This window comes from Lysobacter sp. 05T417, assembly GCF_056396405.1.
Window position 1 is genome coordinate 290,972 of the sequence record NZ_JBFTLK010000005.1, and the last position, 25,539, is coordinate 316,510.

General features: G+C 67.4%; 26 protein-coding genes. 17 read left to right on the forward strand and 9 right to left on the reverse strand.

Going from position 1 to position 25,539, the window contains the following annotated elements; genetic code table 11:
* Positions 1-6: 6 nt before the first annotated feature.
* From AC1DER_RS10930 to AC1DER_RS10945, 4 genes are all read right to left on the reverse strand, one after another.
* A complete protein-coding gene (locus AC1DER_RS10930) occupies positions 7-1,701 on the reverse strand; it encodes a SulP family inorganic anion transporter (protein WP_441815364.1) in 1,695 nt (564 codons plus the stop codon).
* 33 nt (positions 1,702-1,734) lie between these two features.
* Positions 1,735-2,550, reverse strand: coding sequence for a polyphosphate kinase 2 (gene ppk2, locus AC1DER_RS10935; RefSeq protein ID WP_477245728.1), 816 nt, complete (start codon positions 2,548-2,550; stop codon positions 1,735-1,737).
* Between the two features lie 29 nt (positions 2,551-2,579).
* Positions 2,580-2,858, reverse strand: a complete 279-nt coding sequence (locus AC1DER_RS10940; RefSeq protein WP_441815362.1) for a hypothetical protein — start codon at positions 2,856-2,858, stop codon at positions 2,580-2,582.
* Between the two features lie 121 nt (positions 2,859-2,979).
* A complete protein-coding gene (locus AC1DER_RS10945) occupies positions 2,980-3,594 on the reverse strand; it encodes a TetR/AcrR family transcriptional regulator (protein ID WP_477245731.1) in 615 nt (204 codons plus the stop codon).
* Positions 3,595-3,737: 143 nt separating this feature from the next.
* Here AC1DER_RS10945 and AC1DER_RS10950 point away from each other — a divergent pair, with 143 nt between their 5' ends.
* The 6 genes from AC1DER_RS10950 (at position 3,738) to AC1DER_RS10975 (ending at position 8,837) form a co-directional block, all read left to right on the forward strand.
* Positions 3,738-4,742 carry a saccharopine dehydrogenase family protein gene (locus tag AC1DER_RS10950; protein ID WP_477245733.1) on the forward strand — a complete coding sequence of 335 codons (1,005 nt, stop codon included), beginning with the start codon at positions 3,738-3,740 and terminating at the stop codon, positions 4,740-4,742.
* Between the two features lie 9 nt (positions 4,743-4,751).
* A complete protein-coding gene (locus AC1DER_RS10955) occupies positions 4,752-5,972 on the forward strand; it encodes a helix-turn-helix domain-containing protein (RefSeq protein ID WP_477245735.1) in 1,221 nt (406 codons plus the stop codon).
* A 43-nt stretch (positions 5,973-6,015) separates the two neighbouring features.
* Positions 6,016-6,693, forward strand: coding sequence for an NHL repeat-containing protein (locus tag AC1DER_RS10960; RefSeq protein ID WP_441815358.1), 678 nt, complete (start codon positions 6,016-6,018; stop codon positions 6,691-6,693).
* 178 nt (positions 6,694-6,871) lie between these two features.
* Positions 6,872-7,660: a DUF899 domain-containing protein gene (locus AC1DER_RS10965; protein WP_477245737.1), complete on the forward strand. Its 789-nt coding sequence runs from the start codon at positions 6,872-6,874 to the stop codon at positions 7,658-7,660.
* Positions 7,661-7,685: 25 nt separating this feature from the next.
* On the forward strand, positions 7,686-8,330 hold the full coding sequence (locus AC1DER_RS10970; protein WP_477245739.1) for a hypothetical protein: 645 nt from the start codon (positions 7,686-7,688) through the stop codon (positions 8,328-8,330).
* A gap of 96 nt (positions 8,331-8,426) precedes the next feature.
* A complete protein-coding gene (locus AC1DER_RS10975) occupies positions 8,427-8,837 on the forward strand; it encodes a low affinity iron permease family protein (protein ID WP_477245741.1) in 411 nt (136 codons plus the stop codon).
* Positions 8,838-8,848: 11 nt separating this feature from the next.
* Here the strand turns inward: AC1DER_RS10975 and AC1DER_RS10980 are convergent, their stop codons facing one another.
* Together AC1DER_RS10980 and AC1DER_RS10985 are read right to left on the reverse strand one after the other, a co-directional pair.
* Complete coding sequence (locus AC1DER_RS10980; protein ID WP_441815354.1) at positions 8,849-9,772, reverse strand: outer membrane protein OmpK; 924 nt, start codon at positions 9,770-9,772, stop codon at positions 8,849-8,851.
* A 21-nt stretch (positions 9,773-9,793) separates the two neighbouring features.
* Entirely contained in the window at positions 9,794-10,360 is a 567-nt protein-coding gene (locus tag AC1DER_RS10985; protein ID WP_477245743.1) for a hypothetical protein, read from the reverse strand.
* A 242-nt stretch (positions 10,361-10,602) separates the two neighbouring features.
* Between AC1DER_RS10985 and AC1DER_RS10990 the strand changes: the two genes are divergently transcribed.
* From AC1DER_RS10990 to AC1DER_RS11025, 8 genes are all read left to right on the forward strand, one after another.
* Positions 10,603-11,631 (forward strand): NADP-dependent oxidoreductase, encoded by a 1,029-nt coding sequence (locus AC1DER_RS10990; RefSeq protein ID WP_477245745.1) that lies wholly within the window; start codon positions 10,603-10,605, stop codon positions 11,629-11,631.
* A 75-nt stretch (positions 11,632-11,706) separates the two neighbouring features.
* Entirely contained in the window at positions 11,707-12,486 is a 780-nt protein-coding gene (locus tag AC1DER_RS10995) for a bestrophin-like domain (protein ID WP_477245747.1), read from the forward strand.
* A 208-nt stretch (positions 12,487-12,694) separates the two neighbouring features.
* A complete protein-coding gene (gene acnD, locus AC1DER_RS11000) occupies positions 12,695-15,292 on the forward strand; it encodes a Fe/S-dependent 2-methylisocitrate dehydratase AcnD (protein WP_477245749.1) in 2,598 nt (865 codons plus the stop codon).
* Positions 15,293-15,349: 57 nt separating this feature from the next.
* On the forward strand, positions 15,350-15,814 hold the full coding sequence (locus AC1DER_RS11005) for an SRPBCC family protein (RefSeq protein WP_477245751.1): 465 nt from the start codon (positions 15,350-15,352) through the stop codon (positions 15,812-15,814).
* Positions 15,815-15,842: 28 nt separating this feature from the next.
* Entirely contained in the window at positions 15,843-17,027 is a 1,185-nt protein-coding gene (gene prpF / locus AC1DER_RS11010; RefSeq protein WP_477245753.1) for a 2-methylaconitate cis-trans isomerase PrpF, read from the forward strand.
* A gap of 17 nt (positions 17,028-17,044) precedes the next feature.
* Positions 17,045-17,467 (forward strand): DUF1801 domain-containing protein, encoded by a 423-nt coding sequence (locus tag AC1DER_RS11015; RefSeq protein WP_477245755.1) that lies wholly within the window; start codon positions 17,045-17,047, stop codon positions 17,465-17,467.
* 157 nt (positions 17,468-17,624) lie between these two features.
* A complete protein-coding gene (locus tag AC1DER_RS11020; RefSeq protein ID WP_477245757.1) occupies positions 17,625-18,188 on the forward strand; it encodes a hypothetical protein in 564 nt (187 codons plus the stop codon).
* A gap of 154 nt (positions 18,189-18,342) precedes the next feature.
* A complete protein-coding gene (locus tag AC1DER_RS11025) occupies positions 18,343-18,636 on the forward strand; it encodes a DUF1330 domain-containing protein (RefSeq protein ID WP_477245759.1) in 294 nt (97 codons plus the stop codon).
* A 6-nt stretch (positions 18,637-18,642) separates the two neighbouring features.
* On the opposite strand, the gene AC1DER_RS11030 is transcribed toward AC1DER_RS11025, so the two are convergent.
* From AC1DER_RS11030 to AC1DER_RS11040, 3 genes are all read right to left on the reverse strand, one after another.
* A complete protein-coding gene (locus tag AC1DER_RS11030) occupies positions 18,643-19,077 on the reverse strand; it encodes an EamA family transporter (protein ID WP_477245761.1) in 435 nt (144 codons plus the stop codon).
* A 117-nt stretch (positions 19,078-19,194) separates the two neighbouring features.
* Positions 19,195-20,217 (reverse strand): methyltransferase, encoded by a 1,023-nt coding sequence (locus tag AC1DER_RS11035; protein ID WP_477245763.1) that lies wholly within the window; start codon positions 20,215-20,217, stop codon positions 19,195-19,197.
* 93 nt (positions 20,218-20,310) lie between these two features.
* Positions 20,311-20,946 carry a helix-turn-helix domain-containing protein gene (locus tag AC1DER_RS11040; RefSeq protein ID WP_441815342.1) on the reverse strand — a complete coding sequence of 212 codons (636 nt, stop codon included), beginning with the start codon at positions 20,944-20,946 and terminating at the stop codon, positions 20,311-20,313.
* Positions 20,947-21,170: 224 nt separating this feature from the next.
* Here AC1DER_RS11040 and AC1DER_RS11045 point away from each other — a divergent pair, with 224 nt between their 5' ends.
* Genes AC1DER_RS11045 through AC1DER_RS11055 form a run of 3 tightly spaced genes read left to right on the forward strand, consistent with a single transcriptional unit; the run spans position 21,171 to position 25,533 of the window.
* Positions 21,171-23,192, forward strand: a complete 2,022-nt coding sequence (locus AC1DER_RS11045) for a serine hydrolase domain-containing protein (RefSeq protein WP_477245765.1) — start codon at positions 21,171-21,173, stop codon at positions 23,190-23,192.
* 20 nt (positions 23,193-23,212) lie between these two features.
* Positions 23,213-24,211, forward strand: coding sequence for a dipeptide epimerase (locus AC1DER_RS11050; protein ID WP_477245767.1), 999 nt, complete (start codon positions 23,213-23,215; stop codon positions 24,209-24,211).
* A gap of 2 nt (positions 24,212-24,213) precedes the next feature.
* A complete protein-coding gene (locus AC1DER_RS11055) occupies positions 24,214-25,533 on the forward strand; it encodes a peptide MFS transporter (protein WP_477357950.1) in 1,320 nt (439 codons plus the stop codon).
* Positions 25,534-25,539 lie beyond the last annotated feature (6 nt).

Here is a 25,539-nt window from a genome sequence, read left to right on the forward strand (position 1 = left end):
GCCGCATCACGGCTTCCACTCCACCTTGTGTTCCTCGACGTAGGCATCCACCGCGGAACCGATGGTGGGGTACGGCGTGCCGAAGCGCTCGAGGATCTCGAAGCGCTTCAGCTTGTCCTTGACCGGGTCCTTCATCTCGGCGAAGCGCATCTCGATGCCGGACTCGCGCAGGGCCGTCTCCATCCCCGCGAGCATGTCGGCCGATGTCACGTCGATGCTGGTCACCGGTTCGGCGGCGATCACGATCCGCTGCACCGGCGTGGGTGACTTTGCGATGGCGTCGAGCACGCGCTGATGGAACAGCTCGGCATTGGCGAAGAACAGTGGCGCATCCCAGCGGAACAGCACCAGGCCCGGGACGAGGCGCGCCTGCGGGTAGCGGCTGATGTCATGGAAACCGCGGATGCCCGCCACCCGTCCCATCACGGCGTGGTGCGGGCGCCAGCCGTCCCAGAGGAACTCGAGCACGGCGATGCCGATGGCGATGCCGATGCCCGGTATCACGCCCCACACCGCGACGCCGACGAAGCAGGCGATCGACAGCCAGAACTCCCATGGCTGGATGCGGAAGATGCGGTGCAGGTCCTGGAATTCGAACAGGCCAATTGCCGCGGCGATCACCACGGCCGCCAGCGCGCTGCTTGGCAGGTGTTGCAGCAGGTTCGGCGCGACCAGCAGGAGCAGGGCGACGGCCAGTGCACCGACGACACCGGTGAGCTGGGTCTGTGCACCGGCGGCTTCGGCCACAGGCGTGCGCGAGGAACTGCTGCTGACCGGGAATCCCTGGAACAGCCCCGCCGCCAGGTTCGCCGCACCCAGGCCGATCATTTCCTGGTTCGGGTCGACGTTGACGCCGGTCTTTGCCGCATAGGTGCGCGACAGCACGCTGGTATCGGCGAATGCCACCATTGCCACGGCGCAGCCGCCAATGGCTATCTGCGCCAGATGGGCCGGTTCGATCAGCGGCAGCACGAACATCGGCAGGCCCTGCGGCAGCGGCCCGAGCACCTTCACGCCGGCGCTGACGTCCAGGCCGAACGCACCGACCACCACGGTGGCCGCGACCACCGCGATCAGCAGGCCGGGAATCCGCTTCCACGGTTTGAGCAGCAGGATCACCACCAGCGTGGCGGCGCCGACCGCGAACGCGGTCCAGTTGGGCTTGCCATCGGCGATTGCCTGCGCGATCTGCACCAGGTCGCGCAGCGGTCCATGGCCCTCGATCGAAAAACCAAACAACTTGGGCAGCTGGCTGATCAGCACGGTGAAAGCGATGCCGTTCATGTAGCCGTAGCGGATCGGCTTGGACAGCAGCTCGGTGACGAAGCCCAGCCGCAACACGCCGATCAGGATGCACACCAGCCCTGACACCACCGCCATGAGGCTGGCGATGATCACGGCACGTGCGGCGTCGCCGCCGGACAGGGGCAGCACGACGGCGAGAATCACCGCGGCCAGGGAAGAGTCCGGCCCCAGCACCAGGATGCGGCTCGGCCCGAACAGGGCGTAGGCGAGCAGCGGCACGATGGTGGCGTAGAGGCCGTAGATGCCCGGCACGCCCGAGGCCACGGCGTAGGCGATGCCGACCGGGACCAGCATCGTGGTCAGCACCAGTCCGGCCATGATGTCGCGCGGCAGCCAGGCCGCCTGGTAATCGCGGATGACCTGCAGTCCCGGTAGCCAGCGCGTCCAGCCGTTCATGCCTGCAAGCTCCTGGGAAATGTCACGGCGGCGTCAGTATTGCTCCCTGATGAACTTGTACGGATAGTCCGGTTCGACGTAGTCGCCGCGCTTCTGCCGCTTGGGCAGGCGGAACTTCTCGCGCGGGAGTTCTTCGTAGGGAACCTTGTCGAGGATGTGGCGGATGATGTTCAGGCGCGCGCGGCGCTTGTCGTCGGTGCGCGCCACGTACCACGGTGCGTGCGGCGAGTCGGTGGCGGCGAACATGTCGTCGCGCGCCCGCGAATAGTCGTACCACCTGCCATACGACTTCAAGTCCATCGGCGACAGCTTCCACAACTTGCGGCCGTCGGTGGCGCGGTCCTTCAGCCGCTGCGTCTGCTCCTCGTCGCTGACTTCCAGCCAGTACTTGAGCAGGATGATCCCGGACTGCACGATCGCCGCCTCCAGCAGCGGCGCGGTCCGCAGGAACCTGCGCACCTTCGCCTCCGAGGTGAAGCCCATCACGCGCTCGACGCCGGCGCGGTTGTACCAGCTGCGGTCGAAGATCACGACCTCGCCCGCGGCCGGCAGGTGCTGCATGTAGCGCTGGAAGTACATCTGGCTCTTCTCGCGATCGGTCGGCGCCGGCAGTGCCGCCACGCGGAACACGCGCGGGCTGACACGTTCGGTGATCGCCTTGATCGTGCCGCCCTTGCCGGCAGTGTCGCGTCCCTCGAAAACGACGCAGACCTTCAGCTTCTTCTCCACCACCCACATCTGCAGCTTGACCAGCTCCACGTGCAGCTTTTCGAGCTCGGCCTCGTATTGCTTGCGCTTCATCCGTTCCGGTTCCGCGGAACTGCCGTCATCGCGTTTGCCAGGCTTCATGGTCGTTGCTCCGCTGCGCGGGACTGCGGTCAGGCGTTCTTTTCGTTCTCGATGCCCTTGCGGACGATCTCGTTGTAGAGCGAGGCGATCTGTTCGCCCAGGCCCTGGAATTCCGGATTGCGCGACACGTACTTCTGTCCGTCCTGGGCGTCGGTCAGCGCAGTCTTGAGGAAGGTGATGTCGGAATCGGTGAGGCGTTCGCCGTTGTCGACGCGCTTCTTGATCGCCATGGCGCGGGGCAGGCGGAAATGCACGAGGCGATCGAGCAGCGCCTGGATCGTGGCGGTGTCGTCGGTCTGGTCGGACATGGCAGCCCCCTGAATACGTGCGAGAGGCTATTCTGCGCCGGTCCAAAGGGGGCCGGCTTCACGATGACTTCACGGCATAGGCGGGACACGTGCTGGATCCAGCCGGTTGCTGGGACGCGCGCTATCGCGCCGACGACCGTGCCGCATCGACCATCGCCGTTGCCGCTTGCAACAGGATGCGCGTCGCGTCCTCCCCGGCGAGCAGTTCGGAACTTACGAACGCGCCGTTGACCAATAGCGCCAGCTGCGCGCCCATGACATCGGGATCGGACACGTGCAGTCGCCTTGCAATCGCGCCGAGCCGCGAGCGCAAACCCTGCATGTGCGCGCGTGCCACGTGCCGCGTCGGATGGTCGGGCTCGGGGAACTCGGCCGAGACGTTGATCTGCGGGCAGCCGCGATAGTTCGAACGCGACAGGCGTTCGCCAATCCAGCGCATATGGGCAGCCAGTTCGCCAGCCGGGTCGTCGGCATGCTGGGCGGCCACGGCATCCCAGGTCGACCAGAAGTCGATGTCCTCGCGCTCCAGGAACGCGACGATCAGATCGTCCTTGGTGCGGAAGTGTCGATACAGACTGGTCTTGGCCACGCCGGCCTGGGCCACCACCAGGTCGACGCCGACCGCGCGCACGCCCTGGCGATAGAACAGGCCGGAAGCGCATTCGAGGACCCGTTCGCGCACGTCCAGCGGTTCGGCGGCCCGCGCCTTGGGCGATCGGGTAGGGGTGGCAGCCATGGGGTCGGGTCCGGTGAACTCTGTGGTTGACACACTACAGACCGGTCTGTACCTTGGCAAGAACAGACAGGTCTGTAGCGTCTCTTCGACGCGCCCCGCATCGCTGATGGCTCACTGATTGCTTGCTCATAGGGAGAAGTGAAATGGCTGGAAACAAAGGAGTTGTTGCCGTCTATGGTGCTTCCGGCCATACCGGCGCATTCGTCGTCGCCGAACTGCTGCGACGTGGGTTGGGCGTGGTCGCGGTCGGGCGCGATGCCGCCCGGCTGCCCGCGGGCGTCACCGGGCGGGTGGCCGCAATCGACGACCCCGATGCGCTCGACCGGGCATTGCAAGGCTGCGCGGTGGTGATCAACTGCGCCGGTCCGTTCCTCGACACCGCCTCGCCGCTGGTGGAAGCGGCGCTGCGTGCCGGCGCGTCCTACATTGATGTCACGGCCGAGCAGGCCAGTGCCCAGGCCACGTTCGAACGCTATGACGAACCGGCACGCGCGGCCGGCGTCGCGGTCATCCCGGCGGCAGGGTTCTACGGCGGCCTGGCCGACCTGCTGGCCACTGCGCTGGTGGGCGCCGACCGCGTCGACGACCTGACCGTTGCCGTCGCGCTCGACCGCTGGTGGCCGACCGAAGGAACGCGCAGGACCGGCGAGCGCAATCGCGTTCCGCGCGTGGTCCTCGACAACGGCCAACTGGTGCCGATGCCGGTGCCCGCAAGCCGGACGCAATGGACGTTCGACGCGCCGCACGGCGTGCAGGCGATGGACGAACTGCCGTTCTCGGAGATCATCACCATCTCGCGCCACCTCGATGTCGGCAACCTGCGCGCATACCTCAACAGCACCTCGCTCGCCGACGTCCGCAACGACGCCACACCAACGCCGACCGCGGTCGATGCGCAGGGCCGGTCGGCGCAGACGTTCGCGATGGAGGTCAGGGCAGGTGGCAGTGAGGGATCGCCGCGCGCGGTCGCCTGGGGCCAGGACATCTATGCGGTGACCGCGCCACTGGTGGCCGAAGCGGCCGAGCAGATACTCAAGGGCGACTTCAATCGCGCCGGTGCGCTGGCACTGGCCGAGGCGTTCGACGCGGAAGACTTCCTGCGCTCCTTCACGCCGGACCAGTTGTCGTTCCGGCTGGGGGTGGCCTAGCCTGTCGCGATGGACTCCCTGATTGCCGCCGCCGGGCGCGCGCTGGTCGCCGGCGACGCGCTCGGCGCGCTCAAGCGCGTGGCGCTGCGCGATGACCCGCCGGCGCTGGCCCTGCGCGGCATCGCGATGGCGCAGCTCGGCGAGTACCCGCGCGCGCGCGAACTGCTGCGGTTTGCCGCCCGCGGTTTTGGCAGTCGCGAGGAACTTGCGCGCGCGCGCTGTGTTGTCGCCGAGGCCGAGGTGTCGCTCGCGATGCGCGACCTGGGCGGTTCGCCGCGCACGCTCGCACAGGCGGAACAGACCTTGTCCGCGCGCGCCGATCACGCCAACGCCATGCAGGCGCGCCTGATCGCGATACGCCGGCAGCTCCTGCTCGGTCGCCTCGACGAAGCCGCCACGGCGCTGGCCGCACTGGATCTGCAAGGCCTGTCTGCATCGCTGCGAGCGGTGGCCGAACTGGCGACAGCCGAAGTGGCGTTGCGATCGCTGCGCACGGCGGTGGCGCGGGCAGCGCTGCAGCGCGCCCTCGACGCGGCACAACGCGCAGGCGTGCCCGCGCTCATCGCCGAGGTGGTCGAGGCGCGTGCCGGGCTCGATCGCGCCGCCGCGCGCAGCATCCACGCCGGCCACGAGCAACCGTTGCGACTGGACGAGGTCGAGGCACTGGTGGCCTCCGCCACGCTGGTCGTCGATGCCTGCCGACGTGGCCTTCGCGCCGCTGAGCACTGGCAACCGATGGCGCGGCGGCCGGTGTTGTTCTCATTGCTGCGTGCACTGGCCGAAGGTTGGCCCGGTGATGTCGAACGCAGCACGCTGATCGCGCGCGTGTTCCGTACACGCCACCCGGATGAAACGCACCGGGCGCGGCTGCGCGTGGAAATCGGTCGCCTGCGCGCGCTGGTGTCGCCGCTGGTGGACATCGAAACCACTGCGCGCGGCTTCGCGCTCGCGCCACGCGCCGGGCAGGCCGTCGTCGTGCTCGTGCCGCCCATCGATGGCGAGCAGGCGTCCTTGCTGGCGCTGCTCGCCGATGGCGCCGCCTGGTCCACCTCGGCGCTGGCGTTGGCCCTGGGCGACAGCCAGCGCACGGTGCAGCGTGCGCTGGTCGAACTGGAAGCCGGCGGACAGGTGCGGTCGATCGGTCGCGCCCGCGCGCAGCGCTGGCTGGCGCCGCCTCTGGTCGGATTCACGACGATCTTGTTACTCCCTGCCGCGCTGCCGCCTGAGTAGATTGACCCTACGCGCCAAGACCGGCGCCAACAGGAGCCACGCCATGTCCCCCACCCTCGCCACCACCGACAAGACGACAGAGCAGGTGCCGGCGCGCGCCGCGGAGATCGTCCGCGAGTACGGCCCGTTCGACGGCGCCGAGAACATCGCCGGCGTCACCTACGACGGCCACCGCGTGTGGGCCGCCACCGGTCCCAGCGTGCTGGCCTTCGACCCGGACAGCGGGCAGGTGGAGCGCACCATCGATTGCCCCGCAGACGCGGGCACGGCCTTCGACGGCACGCACCTCTATCAGATCGCCGAGGCGCGCATCGACAAGATCGATCCGGCGACCGGCGCGGTGGTCGCCTCGATCCCCGCACCCGGCGGCGGTCGTGACTCGGGCATGGCCTGGGCCGAAGGCAGCCTGTGGGTCGGGCAGTACCGCGATCGCAAGATCCACCAGATCAATCCTGAAACCGGCGCCATTTTGCGCACCATCGAATCCAACCGGTTCGTCACCGGGGTGACGTGGGTCGACGGCGAGCTCTGGCACGGCGTCTGGGACGGCGACGAAAGCGAACTGCGGCACATCGATCCGGCCAGCGGCACTGTCCTGGAGCGGCTCGAGATGCCGCCTGGCGCGGGGGTCAGTGGCCTGGAGTCGAACGGCGCCGACCTGTTCTATTGCGGCGGCGGACCCGGCGGAACGGTCCGTGCCGTGCGCCGGCCACGCAAGTAGCCACGGCGTAGAACGCGCCACGGGCTGTGCCCCGTCGCGCTGACGCACGCAACAACGCAATCGCGTACCCCCTGCAGGTACCCATCCGGTGCAACCACCGGATACGGGCGCGGCTTGCCCGCACGCCGCTGGTCGCCACGCATCACCGATCATGGCCCAACGGGCCGAGGAACCACTCATGAACGCAGCAATCGCACAAGCGAACACGCGCGCCCCCGCCGTCGTGTCGCCGGATCAATGGATCGCCGCACGCAAGGCGCTGCTCCTACGCGAAAAGGAACTGACCTACCTGCAGGACCAGATCGCACGCGAGCGCCGCTCGTTGCCGTGGATCAAGGTCGACAAGGAATACATCTTCAACACGCTCGATGGCCCGCGCACGCTGGCCGAACTGTTCGACGGACGCAGCCAGCTGCTGGTGCAGCACTTCATGTTCGCACCGGGCTGGGAGCAGGGCTGCAAGAGCTGCTCCTACATGGCCGACCACAACGACGGCGCCAACATCCACCTGGCCCAGCGCGACGTCACCTTCCTGGCCGTGTCGCGCGCGCCGCTGGCCGACATCGAACGCTTCCGCCAGCGCATGGGCTGGCAGTTCAAGTGGGTGTCGTCGCATGGCACCGACTTCAACCACGACTACGGCGTCAACTTCACCCAGGACGAAATGACCAGCGGCAAGGTCGACTACAACTACGTCCGCCAGCCATTCCCGCATGAAGAAGCGCCGGGCATCAGCGTCTTCTATCGCGACGAGGCGGGGGATGTCTTCCATACGTACTCGCGTTACGGCCGCGGCGTGGAGGTGATGATGCACACCTACAACCTGCTGGAGCTGACTCCGAAGGGGCGCGACGAGGACGGCCTGGACTACCCCATGGAATGGGTGCGTCACCACGACCGCTACGACGTGCAATCGCCAGCGAAGCCGGTTCCGGCCGCGGCCGGATGCGACTGCGGGCAGTCCTGAGTCCGGGTTGCCGGCAGGCCGCGTCGTGGAAACGCTATGGCCATGGTTGGCCGTTGCCGGGCTCGGCGCGCTGCACGGCGCGAGTCCGGCAAATGGCTGGATGTTTGCTGCGGCATTGGGGCTGCGCGCCGGCGATGGCGCGCAGTCGCGGCGGGCCCTGCTGCCGATCGCGATCGGTCACGCCGCCTCGATCGTCATCGTGGTCCTGGCGGTGACGCAGGGCATCCTGATGGATCGCACGCGGGTCCAGGCAGTGGCCGGCGCGGTTCTGGTCGCTGTGGCGTTCTACCGCTGGCTACGCGGCGCCGTGCCGCAAACCCACGGCGCCAACATCGCCGTCGGCAGGCGCGTCGGCCAGACCGGCATCGCGCTGTGGTCCTGCCTGATGAGTACCGCCCACGGCGCCGGCCTGATGCTGGTCCCGGCACTGGTGCCACTGTGCCTGTCGAACTCGCCGGCGCGGGAGATCACCGCCTCCGGTTCGGCGCTACTGGCGCTGGCCGCCGTCAGCGTCCACATGCTGGCAATGCTGGCCACGACCGGCGCCATCGCCGCCGGCGTGTGCCGGGGCGCCGCGTTGCATCCTCGTCTGTTGGGGGCGGCAACGAGGCCCCATGCATGGACGGCCGCGCTGGCCCTCACCGGCACGGCGCTGCTGCTGGTCCGCTAGCACGCACGGGTGTGTCCCGACGCCCCCGTGCGGGGCGTCCACGGCCTATCTGCTAGGGTCGGGCGAATGCCGTTGCAGAAGAACGAGGCTTCCCCGATGCGCAACACGTCCTGGTATTCCCGCTTCGCAAAGGCTGCGTCGCATTTCTGCGGCCGGCCACGGGTGTTCGCCTTCGCGGCACTGCTGATCGTCGTGTGGATCGTGACCGGCCCGATCTTCGGCTTCAGCGACACCTGGCAGCTGGTGATCAACACAGGCACGACGATCATCACCTTCCTGATGGTCTTCCTGATCCAGAACACGCAGAACCGCGACACCGAAGCGATCCAGGTGAAACTGGACGAGCTGATCCGCGCGACCAAGGGCGCGCACAACGCGCTGCTGGACCTGGAAGAGCTCGAGGAGATGAGCCTCGACGAGTTCAAGGCGAAGTACCAGGCCCTCGCCGCCACGGCGCGCTCGCAGCTCGACCAGGGCGACAAGGACACCGGAACGCCGGAACCCTGATCGCCGCCGCGCTACAGGTGGTACTTGAGCATGACGCTCACGGCATCCTGGTTGGTGTCGAAGGACGGCGAATTGACGATCTGGTACTTGTTCCACCACAGGTCCACTTCGACACCGATGAAGAACTTGCCCGGTGTGTTCCACATCGCCGCACCGGCGTCCCAGCTGATCTGCGGGTTGAGGTGGTAGCTCCAGTCCTCCGAGCCCAGACCGGTGACCCAGTCGAAGTACCCATCCACGAGGAACTTCGCGCCTCCGATCTGGAATGGATAGCTGGCTGCCAGCGTGACCTGCATGTCGTGGAAACCGTGCCGGGTGTTCTCGGTGAGTTCGGCGCGGCCATAGAAGTTCAACTGCACGTAGTTGAACTTGCCCATGCCGCCCAGCGGGCCTTCCTTGCGCACGTCCAGGTTCAATCCCAGGCCGAGCAGGGCGGCCTCGGCCAGGTCAGGGTCCTCACCGCGCTCGTACTGCATCGCCAGCAGTACATCCTTGATCTCGAACAGGCTGTGCTTGAACAGCGTGCGCGACAGGTCCTTGTCGAGCATCTTGCCGAAGCTCAGGCGCGGACCGAATTCGCCGTACCAGGTCGAGTCGGTCGCGGGCTCGCCGTGGAAGTCGGTGAAGTCGATGAACATGAAGAAGTCGCCGATCTTCGACTCGTGCGCATGCTCGAGCGTGAACGTCGACTGCTCGTCGGGGTCGACCGCGAAGCCCTTGCCGTACGCGAGCAGCGTGAGGCTGGTATCCGTCCACAGGAAGAATGAGGAGTCCGCCGCTGGCGGTGCTTCTTCGGGGGGCTCAGCGGTCTGTGCAGCGGCCGCGGTCGCAGCCAGCAGGCCGATCACCGCGACGGCGAGAACGCGTGCGGGCCTCGCCCGCGATTGCCGCGATTGACGCGACTGCCGTGACTGCCGTGACTGCCGTGAGGCCATTGCCGGTTCCTGGCAGGTCGCTCACAGCTTGCCTTCGGACCCGGTGTAGCTGACGTTCCAGACCTTGCCCTTCTGGTCGGTCATGCAGGCCCAGGGCGCCTGGGCACCAGGTACCTTCACCGACACCGAGATGCCGGCCTCGCTGCCCATCGACTCGATCACCGAAAGCTTGTTGCTGGCAATGCCGACCTTCTTGGACACGGCGGCCAGGCAGGCCTGTTCCGAGCCCGGATGCGACTCGCCCGACGCAGGCGTGGGCGCGGCCGCCGCGGGTTCGGCAACCTCGGAGCTGGCGACCGTGCAGATGCCGTTCGCGCGGGCCTTGCCGGTGTACGAGACATCGGGTGTGCCGTCGGGATTGATCGTGATCGAGATGGTCGTTCCCGTTGCCGCGTCCTTGGCCTCGTAGGCGTTGTCGTTGAACACCTTGAGCTTGGCTTCCTTGCCGTTGACATAGACCGGGCCGCCCTGGTCGACGTGGACATCCAGTTTGCCCGGGCAGGTGGCGTTGATCAGCGGCAACTTCGCCTCGGCGTCAAAGGCGAGCAGGGAAGCGGCGAAGGCGATCGGAATGAGCAACGATTTCATGACGGACTCACCTGCGGGGGAGTGTGGTTCAGGGATGTGGTCCAGCAATGTGGCCCAGCAATGTGGGTCAATACAGCGACGCGGCCGTGATGCCTGCGTGATGGGCACAAGACGCATGCATGGCCGTACACGCATGCCCGTACGTTTGTGCAACACAGTGTCGCGGACCGGCTGGCGAGAGACGGGCATAAGATGTCGGCCTGATCGCGGCAGCGACTGTCGCATCGCCATCGGAGCCTTCCATGCCGCAGACCGCCAACGTGAACCGCCGTATCGCCCTTGCCTCGCGCCCCAAGGGTGCGCCGACGACGCAGGATTTCCGCCTCGAACAACTCGACGTACCGACGCCTGGAGACGGCCAGGTGCTGCTGCGCACGCTGTATCTCTCGCTCGATCCCTACATGCGCGGCCGCATGAGCGATGCGCCCTCGTACGCACCGCCCACCGAGGTGGGCGATGTCATGGTCGGCGGCACGGTCAATCGCGTCGTCGCATCGCGCCATCCGAAGTTCGCCGAGGGTGACCTCGTGCTCGGCGGCGCCGGCTGGCAGGACTATGTGATCTCGGACGGAAGCGACCTGATGCGACTGGGCGATGCCGCCCATTCGTCGCTGGCGCTGAGCGTGCTGGGCATGCCCGGCTTCACCGCCTACCACGGGCTGCTGAACATCGGCGAGCCCAAGCCCGGCGAGACTGTGGTCGTCGCCGCCGCCAGCGGCGCCGTGGGCGCCGTCGTCGGCCAGATCGCGAAGATCAAGGGTGCCAGGGCCGTCGGCATCGCCGGTGGCGCCGACAAATGCCGCTACGTCCTCGACGAGCTCGGCTTCGATGCCTGCATCGACCGCAATGATCCGCAGTTCGCCAAGCAGCTGGCGCAGGCCTGCCCGGACGGCATCGATGTCTACTTCGAGAATGTGGGCGGCGCAGTACTCGATGCCGTGCTGCCGCTGCTCAACATCGGCGCACGCGTGCCGGTATGCGGGCTGATCGCGCACTACAACGACCAGAAGCTGCCGCCCGGGCCGGACCGGTTGCCGCTGCTGATGGGGCTGCTGCTGCGCCAGCGCATCCGCGCGCAGGGATTCATCATCCTCGACCATTACGCCGACGGCTTCGCGCCGTTCTACCGCGAGATGAGCGCCTGGGTCGCCGCGGGCAAGGTGAAGTTGCGCGAAGACATCGTCGACGGGCTGGAGAATGCGCCCGAGGCGTTCATCGGCATGCTCGAGGGCCGGAACTTCGGCAAGCTGGTCATCCGCGTCGCCGACTGACGGCGCTGGCCGACTTCACGACAGCGTAATGCGGGGCCGCGAAGACTGCGGGGCTTGCACCGTGGAGCGGCGAGCGTGGGCTTCGCATCGCAGGTAGTGCTGTTCTCGCTCGGCCTGTTCGCCGGGATCCTGCTGTTCGTCGAGCTGGGCCGTCGGGTTGGCATCGCCCATCTGGCGCGCGAGGGACGTGGGCTGACCAAGGGCGCCGAAGCCGCGGAAGGTGCGGTGTTCGGCCTGCTGGCGCTGCTGATCGCCTTCACCTTCTTCGGTGCGGCGTCGCGCTTCGATGACCGCCGCCGCCTGGTCGCCGACGAAGCCAACGCGATAGGTACCGCCTACCTGCGCCTGGACCTGCTGCCGGCCGATGCGCAGCCGGAGCTGCGGGCGTTGTTCCGGCGCTACCTGGAAGCGCGCCTGGTGACGTACCGCAACGTCGAGGACCGGGTCGCGACTGCGGCGCGTCTGGGCAGCGACGCGGCGCTGCAACGGCAGATCTGGTTGAAGGCCGTGAGCGCATGCAAGCGAGTGGAGACCCCGGGGCCGGCGATGACACTGATGGTGACCTCGCTGACCGAGATGTTCGACATCACCGACACGCGCGTGGCGGCCACGCGCAATCATCCACCGCGGGTCGTCTACTGGCTGCTGGGCAGCCTGTGCCTCATCGCCGGGCTGCTGGTCGGCTATGCCACTTCGCGCAATCCCGATCGCAGCTGGCTGCACATGTTCGTGTTCGCCACGATCCTGTCGTTGACGGTGTACGTGACCATCGAGATCGAGTACCCGCGGATGGGGCTGATCCGCGTCGATTCGACCGACCAGGCACTGGTCGACCTGCGCGACCAGCTGCGCTGAGAAGCGGCTCGGGGGCCCCGGCGCCCCCCGCTGTCCGCGTTCCAGCCAGAAATGGGGGGTCCGGCCCCCCATCAATTGCGGGATAATCGCCGGTGCCGGGATTTCCCCGGCCTCAGCGCACCTGCCAGACCGGGCTCCGCATGGCCTCACGATGCGGGCCCGCGAAGGAGTGTCGCTGTCGCACTCCGACGAAGACCCAGCAGCCGCCATGAATACCCAACACCGCAAGCCGCTCCCGGGCACCGCGCTCGATTACTTCGATGCACGCGCCGCGATCGAGGCGATCGCGCCCGGCGCCTACGACCGGCTGCCGTATACCTCGCGCGTGCACGCCGAGAACCTGGTGCGCCGCGCCGAGCCGCACATGCTCGATGCCTACCTGACGCAGCTGATCGAACGTCGCCGCGACCTCGACTTCCCGTGGTTCCCGGCGCGCGTGGTCTGCCACGACATCCTCGGCCAGACCGCGCTGGTCGACCTGGCCGGTTTGCGCGACGCGATCGCCGAGCGCGGTGGCGACCCGTCGCAGATCAATCCGGTGGTGCCGACGCAGCTGATCGTCGATCACTCGCTGGCCGTGGAATACGGTGGCTTCGACAAGGACGCGTTCGCCAAGAACCGCGCTGTCGAGGATCGCCGCAACGAAGACCGCTTCCACTTCATCAACTGGACCAAGAAGGCGTTCCGCAACGTCGACGTGATTCCGCCGGGCAACGGCATCATGCATCAGATCAATCTGGAGCGGATGTCGCCGGTGGTGCATGCGCGCGACGGCGTCGCGTTCCCGGACACGCTGGTCGGCACCGACAGCCATACGCCGCACGTCGATGCGCTGGGCGTGATCGCCATCGGCGTCGGCGGCCTCGAAGCCGAGAGCGTGATGCTTGGTCGCGCCTCGTGGATGCGCCTGCCCGACATCATTGGCGTCAACCTCACCGGCAAGCCGCAGCCCGGCATCACCGCCACCGACGTCGTGCTGGCGCTGACCGAGTTCCTGCGCCAGTCCAAGGTGGTCGGCGCGTACCTGGAATTCCACGGCGAAGGCGCATCGGCGCTGACCCTGGGCGACCGCGCCACGATCTCCAACATGGCGCCGGAATACGGCGCGACCGCGGCGATGTTCTTCATCGACGACAAGACCATCGACTACCTGCGCCTGACCGGCCGCGAAGACGCGCAGATCAGACTGGTCGAGACCTACGCCAGGCAGGCCGGCCTGTGGGCCGATGCGCTGAAGAACGCCGAGTACGAGCGCGAACTCACCTTCGACCTGTCGACGGTGGTGCGCAACATGGCCGGACCTTCCAACCCGCACAAGCGCCTGCCGACCTCGGACCTGGCCGCACGCGGCATTGCCGGCGAGTGGCAGGACGTGCCCGGGCAGATGCCCGACGGTGCGGTGATCATCGCCGCCATCACCAGCTGCACCAACACCAGCAATCCGCGCAATGTCATCGCCGCCGGCCTGATCGCGCGCAACGCCAACGCGCGCGGACTGGTTCGCCGGCCGTGGGTGAAGTCGTCGCTGGCGCCAGGTTCCAAGGCCGTGCAGTTGTACCTGGAAGAGGCCGGCCTGCTGTCGGAGCTGGAGCAGCTCGGCTTCGGCATCGTCGCCTTCGCCTGCACCACCTGCAACGGCATGAGCGGCGCACTCGATCCGGCGATCCAGCAGGAAGTGATCGATCGCGACCTGTATGCAACGGCGGTGCTGTCGGGCAACCGCAATTTCGATGGCCGCATCCATCCGTACGCCAAGCAGGCGTTCCTGGCCTCGCCGCCGCTGGTGGTGGCCTATGCCATCGCCGGCACGGTGCGCTTCGACATCGAACGCGATGCGCTCGGCCATGACGCCGACGGCAACGCGATCACGCTCAAGGACATCTGGCCGAGCGACGAGGAGATCGACGCGATCGTCGCCAGCAGCGTCAAGCCGGAGCATTTCCGCCAGGTGTACGAGCCGATGTTCCGCATCAGCCAGATGCACGGCGAAAAGGTCGGCCCGCTGTACGACTGGCGCCCGCAGAGCACCTACATCCGCCGTCCGCCGTACTGGGAAGGCGCGCTGGCCGGCGAGCGCACCCTCAGCGGCATGCGTGCGCTCGCCGTGCTCGGCGACAACATCACCACCGACCACCTGTCGCCGTCGAACGCGATCATGGCCGACAGTGCCGCCGGCGAGTACCTGGCGAAGATGGGCCTGCCGGAAGAGGACTTCAATTCCTACGCCACCCACCGCGGCGACCACCTGACCGCGCAGCGCGCCACCTTCGCCAACCCGAAGCTGCTCAACGAGATGGTCCGCGACGAGGCCGGAAACGTGAAGCAGGGTTCGCTGGCGCGGATCGAGCCGGACGGGCAGGTCACGCGCATGTGGGAGGCGATCGAAACCTACATGGAGCGTCGCCAGCCGCTGATCATCATCGCCGGCGCCGACTACGGCCAGGGTTCCTCGCGCGACTGGGCGGCCAAGGGCGTGCGCCTGGCCGGCGTCGAGGCGATTGCCGCCGAGGGTTTCGAGCGGATCCACCGCACCAACCTGATCGGCATGGGCGTGCTGCCGCTGGAGTTCCTGCCGGGCACCAACCGCACCACGCTGGCCATCGACGGCACCGAGACGTTCGACGTCATCGGCGAGCGCACGCCGCGCGCGCAGCTGACGCTGGTGATCAACCGCCGCAACGGCGAACGCGTCGAAGTGCCGGTGACCTGCCGCCTCGATACCGCCGAGGAAGTGTCGATCTACGACGCCGGCGGCGTGCTGCAGCGTTTCGCCAACGATTTCCTGGAGTCCGCGCAGGCGGCCTGAGGCCGCCACCCGCCGCCCGCAATTCCCCGCAGTCCCCGACAGCAAGGAGATACGGAAATGACAGCAGCCACCGGAACCGTGCGCCTCCACCGCGTACTGCGTGCGCCCGCCGAACGCGTCTATCGTGCATTCCTCGATCCCGACGCGATGGCCAAGTGGCTGCCGCCGCACGGCTTCACCGGCAAGGTGCATCACATGGACGCGAAGGTGGGCGGCAGTTACCGCATGTCGTTCACCAACTTCGGCACCGGCAAGAGTCATTCGTTCGGCGGCAAGTACCTCGAACTGGTGCCGGGAGAACTGCTGCGCTACGTCGATGAGTTCGAAGACCCGAACATGCCCGGCCAGATGCAGGTCACCGTGACGCTGAAGACGGTCCTGTGCGGCACCGAACTCAACGTGGTGCAGGAAGGCATCCCGGCGATGATCCCGGTGGAGTTCTGCTACCTGGGCTGGCAGGAATCGTTGACGTTGCTCGCGCAGTTGATCGAAGCCAATGTCCCTGACGAACCTGCCCCCTGACCACAACCCCTGATTCGACGGAACTCCCATGTCCCATCTCCCCCAGATCCGCGTCCCGGCCACCTACATGCGTGGCGGCACCAGCAAGGGCGTGTTCTTCCGCCTGCAGGACCTGCCTGAAGTGGCGCAGGTGCCGGGCCCGAAGCGCGATGCCTTGCTGATGCGCGTGATCGGCTCACCCGATCCCTACGGCAAGCACACCGACGGCATGGGCGGTGCGACCTCGAGCACCAGCAAGTGCGTGATCATTTCCCGCGCGTCGGTGCCCGACCATGACGTCGACTACCTCTATGGCCAGGTCCTCATCGACAAGCCGTTCGTCGACTGGAGCGGCAACTGCGGCAACCTCAGTTCGGCGGTGGGACCGTTCGCGATCAGCGCCGGCCTGGTCGATGCCAGCCGCGTGCCCGCCGACGGCATCGCGGTGGTGCGGATCTGGCAGGCCAACATCGGCAAGACCATCATCGCCCACGTGCCGATGAGCAACGGCCAGGTGCAGGAGTCCGGCGACTTCGAACTCGACGGCGTGACGTTCCCGGCCGCCGAGATCGCGCTGGAGTTCCTCGACCCGGCCGACGACAGCGACGGTGGCTCGATGTTCCCGACCGGCAACCTGGTCGACGACCTCGAAGTCCCGGGCGTCGGGACGCTGAAGGTGACGATGATCACCGCCGGCATCCCGACCATCTTCGTCAATGCCGCCGACCTGGGTTACACCGGCACCGAGCTGCAGGGCGCCTTCAACGACGACCCCGCGGCGCTGGCCAGGTTCGAAACCATCCGCGCGCACGGCGCGTTGCGCATGGGGCTGATCAAGAGCATCGAGCAGGCCGCCACGCGCCAGCACTCGCCGAAGGTCGCGATCGTCGCGCCGGCGCAGGACTACGTTGCTTCCAGCGGCAAGCACATCGCCGCCTCCGACATCGACCTGCACGTGCGTGCGATGTCGATGGGCAAGCTGCACCACGCGATGATGGGCACCGCTTCGGTTGCGATCGGCACCGCCGCTTCCGTCCCGGGCACGCTGGTCAACCAGGCCGCTGGCGGTGGCGAACACAGTGCGGTGCGTTTCGGCCATCCGTCGGGCACGCTGCGTGTCGGTGCCGAGGCCAGGCTGGTCGACGGCGAGTGGACAGTCACCCGCGCGGTGATGAGCCGCAGCGCACGGGTGCTGATGGAAGGCGCGGTGCGGGTACCGGCCGACTCGTTCTGAGGCTTGGGAGTGGGCGCATGACCGACCAGAAGTCCGATTCGCCGAAACTGCTCGCCGGCGGCAACCCGCAGATCGCCAAGGGTTACGGCGACGCCCCGGTGCAGGCCTACATCGCGGCCATGCCGGGCTGGAAGCGCGACGTCGGTCGCCGCCTCGACGAGCTCATCGTGTCCGCCGTTCCGGCCGTCAGCAAAGCCGTCAAATGGAACTCGCCCTTGTACGGCATCGAGGGCGATGGCTGGTTCCTCAGCGTCCATTGCTTCACGAAGTACATCAAGGTGGCGTTCTTCCGCGGCAGCTCGCTGCGCCCGGTTCCTCCGGGCGAGTCGAAGAGCCAGGACACCCGCTACCTGCACATCGGCGAGGCCGAGCCTCTGGACGAGTCGCAGTTCACCGCCTGGGTGAAGCAGGCCAGCCAGCTGCCCGGCGAGCGGATGTGAATTCAGGGGATGTGAATTCAGGGGATGTGAATTCAGGGGGGCGCCTGATCCCCCTCAATTTGTCCCGGTTTGGCCGGTCGCCGACAGCTGCCATTCAAGCCGGTGTGATAGCGTCAAGTCCCGCACCGCGCAGCCGCGCACTTTCGAGACACCTGCCATGAAACCGGTCGCGACAATCAGTCTCGTGCTTGTGTGCGGTGTGCTGGCCGCCGGCCCGGCCGGGGCGCAGCAGGCGCCCGATTCCACCGCCCGCGCACTGGACCTCAGCGTGCCGGCAACGAAGATCGCCTTCGCCAACACCGCCGACTATCTCAACGTTCCGCCCGGCACCCCGGAGGGAGTGGCCAGTGCCAGCAACCAGACGGGCTGGCGCCCACGGGACCCGCGCGACATGGCCAACGGCAACGGCGACTGGCAGGTTCACGGCAACCTGGAAATGGGCGTGGGCTGGTCCGAGCACGGCGGCAACAGCAACTACCAGGCCGCCAACATCAACCTGGGCAAGGACTACACCACCGACGACGGCGACACCCGCCGCATCGGCCTCAACATCAGCGTTGGCCAGTACGACGGTCCGATGTATGGGCCGGGCTATGGACCAGGTTATGGACCGGGCTATTACTACGGCCCGGGTCCGGGAGCGATGTCGGCACCGATGCTGGACGGGCCCTTGCCTGGCGGCCCGATGCCCGGTGCGTTCCGCCCGCCGTTGCGGCGCTGACCTGCGCCAGCCTCTCCTGCTTTCCATCGGGGTGAGAGTCCATCTCGATTGTTCCCCGGCGCGGAAGGATGTCTGCCCAGCCTCGGGGATTCGCGGGCCGATACCTCACGCGTAGATTCTGCGCATCGACCAATCCGGTCGGCGGAGGTGTCACATGAACAAGGGCTATTGGGTAATCGCGTGGAAGTCGGTATCCGATCCGGTCGCGGTCGGGCGCTACATCGCGCCCGGGACCGAGGCGATCCTCGCGCACGGTGGGCGCATCGTCGCTGGCGGAGAGCCTGCCAGGACCTACGAACAAGGCATGCCATCGCGGCTGGTACTGGTCGAGTTCGAGAGCCTGGCAGCGGCCATATCGGCCTACGAGAGCGCCGACTACCAGGCGTCGCTGACCTTCCTGGTGGGTGCGGCCGAGCGCGACGTGCGCATCATCGAAGGGCGGGAGTGACCGCGGTCAGCGCCGCAGGACGAGCAGTACCAGGCCGCCGGTGATCATCCCGATGCCGGTCCATTCGCGCCAGCTGAGGCGTTCGCCGAGGAAGGCGAACGCGAACACCGCCACCAGCACCACACTGAACTTGTCCACCGGCGCGACCAGCGATACGTCGCCCATCTGCAGCGCGCGGAAGTAGCAGTACCACGACGCGCCCGTCGCCAGCGCCGACAACACCAGGAAGGCCAGGGCGTTGCCGGGCAGCTGGAACGGGTTCGACCATTTGCCACTGAACATCACGAACGGAACGATCACGGCCGCCACGACCAGGGTGCGGATGGCCATGGCGAGGTCGGAATCGACATCGTGCACGCCAACCTTGGCGAACACGGCGGTCAGTGCTGCGAATACGGCTGACATCAGGGCCCAGATGGCCCAATTGCTGGGGATCGCCATGCGCATCTCCTGACCGGTCGGCGGCGTGGATGCCATTTCAGTCCCGAACGGGCCCGTGGGCAAGCTCGGTGATGGGGCAGCGTCGTGTCTGCCACGCAGCTTGCGGCCGGAAAATCGCTACTTGTAGGCGACCGCCGCGCTCGCCGGACCGCCCAGCGAAATAACCTCCGTGCGCTCGAACCCCGCTTCCCGGCACCAGCCATCGAAGTCGCGCGCGGTGAAGTCGAAGGCGTCGCCAAACTCGATCAGCATGTTCAGCGACATCATCAGGCCGAACGCGTTCTCGCGGCGGGCGTCATCGATGAGGTTCTCGATGACGACGAACGCGCCGCCCTTGCGCAGCGAGTCGTATGCCGCTTTGACGAGGTGGCGCTTACCCTCCAGGTTCCAGTCGTGCAGGATCATCCCCATCGTGATGATGTCGGCGCCGGGCAACGGCTGGGTCAGGAAGTCGACCGACTGCGCGCGCACCTGCTCGGTCATGCCCGCCCGGGCGATCTCGCGCTCGGCGATGGGCGTCACCACCGGCAGGTCGGCGCTGATGCAGCGCATGTGCGGATGGCGACGCGCCACCGCCATCGACAGCTGGCCGGTGGCGCCGCCGACATCGCACAGCGTGGTATAGCGCGAGAAGTCGAAGGCTTCGGCAAAGGCGTGGAAGTTGCCGGCGGAGATGCCCGCCATCGCGCCCATGAACTGCTCCAGGCGCGCCGGGTCGCGGTACAGCTCGTCGAACATCGAAGCGCCGGTGCGCTTGATCTCGTTCTGCGGTTCGCCGGTTCGCAGTGCCTGGCTGAGGTCGCCCCAGAACGGATACAGGCGGTCGTTGGCCATCGACAGGAAGCCGCCGATGTAGCCCTTGCTGGCACGGTCCAGGAAGTGCGCGGTTTCGGCGGTGTTGCGATAGCGCGCCTGCGCGCCGTCGCCGTCGCGCTCGAGGAAGCCCAGCGCCAGCAGGGTGTCGAAGAAGTCGGGGTTGGCGCGCGGGCTCAGGCCCAGCGCGGCCTGCAATTCGGCGCCGGTCATCGCGCCGTCCCCGAGCCGGGAGAACACACCAAGGTCCACGGCCGACAGCAGGGTCTTGGCAGGCCAGAAGCCCATGCCGACCTCGATGATCCGGGCGGGGGACAGGTCGTTCATGGCGCTACCTCGGCAGTCCGGAGTCTGCTGGACAACGCGGCCGGGCGGTGCGTTCGGCCAGAAGGCCGCGCCCGGCGTCCCAGGCGTGTACGGCTACCGGTTTGCAGCCTCGTCGCCGTGCAGCGTCATCAGCGACTGCATCAGGTGTTCGTCGCTGCTGGAGCACACACCGAGCAGGACGACTTCCTCGCAACCCTCGGCGGCGACATAGGCATGGCCCATGTTGGAGTCGATGTACACCGATTCGCCGGCCTCGAGCACGATCGGGTCGTAGAACTCGGTATGCACTTCAGCGCGGCCTTCGAGCACGTAGATGTACTCCTCGCCCGAGTGCCGGACCAGGTCGCCGAACTCGCCGATGCTCTTGGCGCGCACGCGCGTCACCACCGGAATCATGCGTTTGCGGCGCAATTCCGGGCACAGGTAGAAGTAGTCGTAGTTGGGCGTGTTGACGCGGATCGAGTCGTCGATGCGGCCGATGCTGCGGCGCGCGGTGACCGCCGGCTCGGCGGCCTCGTCGGGCTCGGCGAACAACTCCGACATGCGGATGTTCAGGCGCTGGCTGAGCTGCAGCAGCTTGTCGTAGGTCAGCGTCAGGCGGTCGTGCTCGATCTTCGACAGCGTCGACAGCGGAATGCCGCAGCGCTGGCTCATTTCCTTGAGCGTCCAGCCGTTTCGCGCGCGCAGCGAGCGCAACAGGCTGCCAATCGTGGGGTGTTGCGAAGTCATCTAGCGGGGGCTCCTGCCGGGCAAGGGTCCGGGGCACGCCTGGGGCGGGCCGGGGACTGCAGCCATGATCCTGCCATTTCCTCGGATTGACCAGAACAGGTTGACAATTCTCTGATTAGGATCATTAATGCCGAAACAGGTCGATAAGGGCCTGCGTGCGCCCGGTTTGTCCGGATGCGCCGGTGGGATCCGCCTTCGGGCATGAACTTGGGGAGTACGTGTCGATGCGTCTGACTGCAGTCTCGTACCTGATCGGCTTGATCCTGGCGCTCCCGGCAGTGCCGGTTCTGGCCCAGGAAGGACAGGACATCAAGCCGGCCGTGCCGGCACCGACCGTGCCGGCGCTGCCGCAGGCCGCGCCCGTGGCGACCGACGTCCCCGCGCCAGGCGTGGCTGCGCTGAACCGCGCCGATGTCGAAGCCTGGCTCGACGGCTTCATGCCCTACGCGCTCAACCGTGGCGACATCGCCGGTTCGGTCGTGGTGGTGGTGAAGGACGGCCAGGTCCTGCTGCAGAAGGGCTACGGCTACGCCGATGTCGCCTCGCGCAAGCCGGTCGACCCGGAGCAGACGCTGTTCCGTCCCGGCTCGGTGTCCAAGCTGCTGACGTGGACCGCGGTGATGCAGCTGGTCGAGGCCGGCAAGCTCGACCTCGACGAGGACATCAACAAGTACCTCGACTTCGAGGTTCCCGCCCGCAACGGCAAGCCGGTGACGCTGCGCCAGGCCATGACCCACACCACGGGCATGGAAGAAACCGCGCGCGCACTGATCGCCAACGACGAGAAGGGCCTGATCCCGCTTGAGACCTACCTCAAGCACTGGGTGCCCACGCGCATCTACGACCCGGGCACCACGCCGTCGTACTCCAACTACGCCACCGCCATGGCCGGCTACGCCGTCCAGCGTGTCTCGGGCATGCCGTTCGACGATTACATCGACCAGCACATCTTCAAGCCGCTGGGCATGCAGCACTCCAGCTTCCGCCAGCCGCTGCCGAAGAACCTGCAGCCGCTGATGGCCAGCGGTTATTCGCAGGCCTCGGAAGGCAAGGCCAAGTCGTACGAGATCGTCAATCCGGCGCCGGCGGGCAGCCTGGCATCGACCGGCGCGGACATGGCCAAGTTCATGATCGCGCACCTCAACAACGGCGCCTACGGGGATGCCCGCATCCTGTCGGAAGCGACCGCGCGGCAGATGCACGAGACCACGCTGACGATCCTGCCGCCGCTCAACCGCATGGCGCTGGGTTTCTACGAGGCCAACATCAACGGCCACCGCTCGATCGCCCATGCCGGCGACACGCAGTGGTTCCACAGCGACCTGCACCTGTTCCCGGATGACGGCGTAGGCCTCTACATCTCGGTCAACTCCAGTGGCAAGGAAGGCGCGGCGCACGTGGTCCGCACCGAGCTGTTCCATGCCTTCGCCGATCGCTACCTGCCGGGCCCGAACGCCGAAGGCAAGGTCGACGAAGCCACCGCCAAGCTCCATGCCGCGCAGATGGCGGGCCGCTACGACAACAGCCGCCGCTCCGAGGACGGCTTCGTTGCCCTGGCCTACCTGCTTGGCCAGTCGCAGGTGGTCGCCAACGAAGACGGCACCATCACCGTGCCCGACCTGCTCGGCGCCAACGGCGCACCGAAGAAGTGGCGTGAAGTCGCGCCGTACGTGTGGCGCGATGTCGACGGTCCCGACCGCATCGCCGCGCAGGTGATGAACGGCAAGGTGGAGCGCTTCAGCACCGACCCGATCTCGCCCTTCATGGTCTTCGACCGCACGCCCTGGTACCGCTCGGGCGGCGTGTTCCTGCCGATCCTCGCGCTCGGCCTGTGCGCGCTGCTGCTGACCGTGCTGGCCTGGCCGATCTCGGCCCTGGTGCGCCGCCACTACCGCGTGCCGTATGCACTGACCGGTGCCGACGCGACCTGGCACAAGCGCATCCGCCTGGCCTCGCTGGCCGTGGTGGTATCGCTGGGTGCTGCGGTGGGCCTGGCGGTGTGGATGCTCAGCAGCCTCGACATGCTCTCGCCGGCCAGCGACAAGTGGGTGCACACGCTGCGCCTGCTGAACCTGGTGGTGCTGCCGCTGGGTGCGCTGGTGGGACTGGGCAATGCCTGGCACGTGCTGCGCAGCGGTCGCCGCTGGACGGTCAAGCTGTGGAGCGTGGTGCTCGCGCTGTCGATGCTGGGCCTGCTGTGGTTTGGCATCTCCCAGAACATCCTCGGCTACAGCGCCAACTACTGACGGCAGCAGGACTGATCCACGTGGCTACTTCCGTCAGTGTCGACATCCGCAACGAACTGCTCCGCCTGGCGAAGCCGTTCCGTATCTCCGGTCACGTCTTCCGCGATTCGCCGGTGACGGTGGTGACCCTGCGCCATGGCCCCCACCAGGGCCGTGGCGAAGGGGCCGGCGTTTATTACCTTCGCGACGAACCGGCCGACATGCTGGCGACGCTGGAGTCGCATCGCGCGGCGATAGAAGCCGGCATCAGCCGCGAGGAGCTGCGCGCGCTGCTGCCGCCGGGCGGCGCCCGCAACGCGCTCGACTGCGCGTTGTGGGAACTGGAAGCCAGCCTTGCCGGCGTGCCGGTGTGGAAGCTGGCCGGGCTGGAAACGGCGCGTCCGCTGCTGACGACCTACACGCTCGGTGCGGACGAACCTTCGGTGATGGCCGCCGGTGCGGTGGCCTACTCGCACGCCCGCGCGATCAAGATGAAGCTCACCGGCGATGTCGACCTCGACATCGCGCGCGTGCATGCCGTGCGTGCTGCGCGAACGGATGTCTGGCTCGGTGTGGACGCCAACCAGGGCTACGTGGCCGATACGCTGCACAAGCTCTTGCCGGCGCTGGTGGATGAAAATGTGTCGCTACTCGAGCAACCCTGCGCGCGCGGCGACGAAGCCTGCCTCGACGGCCTCGATTGCAGCGTTGCGATCGCGGCTGACGAGAGCGTGCAGGGCCTGGACGAGATCGAGCCGCTGCTGGGCCGCTTCGACGTGGTCAACATCAAGCTCGACAAGTGCGGCGGCCTGACCGAAGGCCTGCTGATGGCCGAACGCGCCCGCGCGCTGGGCCTGCAGGTGATGGTCGGCAACATGATCGGCACCAGCTGGGCGATGGGTGCGGGTTTCGTGCTGGGCCAGCATTGCGACATCGTCGATCTCGACGGTGCGTTGTTCCTTGCCCAGGACCGCAGCCCGGGCGTGATCTATGCCGACGGCCAGGTCGACTGCCCCGGCAACGTGTGGGGCGGTTGCTGAGGATGGTCGCAAGCGCGCGCAGCCGCGACCTGTTCGGCCAGCCGCGTGGCCTGACCGTGCTGTTCCTGACGCAGATGTGGGAGATCTTCTCCTACTACGGCATGCGCTCGCTGCTGGTCTACTACATGACCAAGCAGCTGTTGCTGGGCCAGCAGCACGCGTCGCTGGTGTATGGCGCGTACACGGCGACGGTCTACTTCACGCCGATCATCGGCGGGGTGATCTCCGATCGCTGGCTCGGGCGCCGTCGCGCCGTGATCATTGGCGCCTCGATCATGGCGCTCGGCCATTTCCTGATGGCCTCCGAAAGCCTGTTCTACTTCGCGCTGGCCGCCATCGCGCTCGGCAACGGCCTGTTCCTGCCGAGCCTGCCGAGCCAGATCGACGGTCTCTACGCCAAGGACGATCCGCGTCGCGGCTCGGCCTACAACGTGTACTACGTCGGCATCAACGTCGGCGGCCTGCTGGCGCCACTGGTCTGCGGCACGCTCGGCGAGTTGTACGGCTGGCATTACGGATTCGGCGCCGCCGGCATCGGCATGCTCGCCGGTCTGGTGATCTATGTGCTCGGTTCGCGCCACCTGCCCGAAGAAGGCCCGCGACGCACCGACGCGCCCACGCAGCCGGCGGTCGCGCTGCAGCGCCATGAGTTGTGGCAGCGCGTGCGCGTGCTGGCCGCGATCGCGCTGACGGTGATGCTGTTCCGCGGCGCCTACGAGCAGCTCGGCAACACCATCGCGCTATGGGCGGACACGGGCGTGAACCGCGCGCTCGGTGGCTTCACCATCCCGATGACCTGGTTCCAGTCGCTCAATCCCCTGCTGGTGATCGTGCTGACGCCGTTGTTCGTTGCGCACTGGACCCGACAGGCCCGCAACGGTCGCGAACCTGCGCCGGCCCGCAAGATGGCCATCGGCGCGCTCGGCGTCGCCTGTGCCTACCTGCTGCTGGCCGTGGTCAGCGCGACCGCGCCGGCGGGGCAGGCGAGCTGGATCTGGCTGGCGCTGTTCTTCCTGGTGCTGACCTCGGGCGAGCTCTTCATCCTGCCGATCGGCCTGGGATTGTTCGCACGGCTCGCGCCGGCGGGGCACGGCGCGACCACCATCGCCGCGTGGTTCTTCACGACCTTCGGCGGCAGCCTGCTGGCCGGCGTGCTCGGTACCTACTGGAGCGTGCTCGGCCCTTCTTCCTTCTTCGTACTCATGGGCGCGGTCGGCATTGCCGCCGGCGCCCTGCTGTGGCTGCTCGATCGCCCCACCCGAAAGGTGGAAGCGGTCGCGCAGTTGCCCGCCGCGGCCATTGGCCACGCGACACCTTTGTAAGACTTA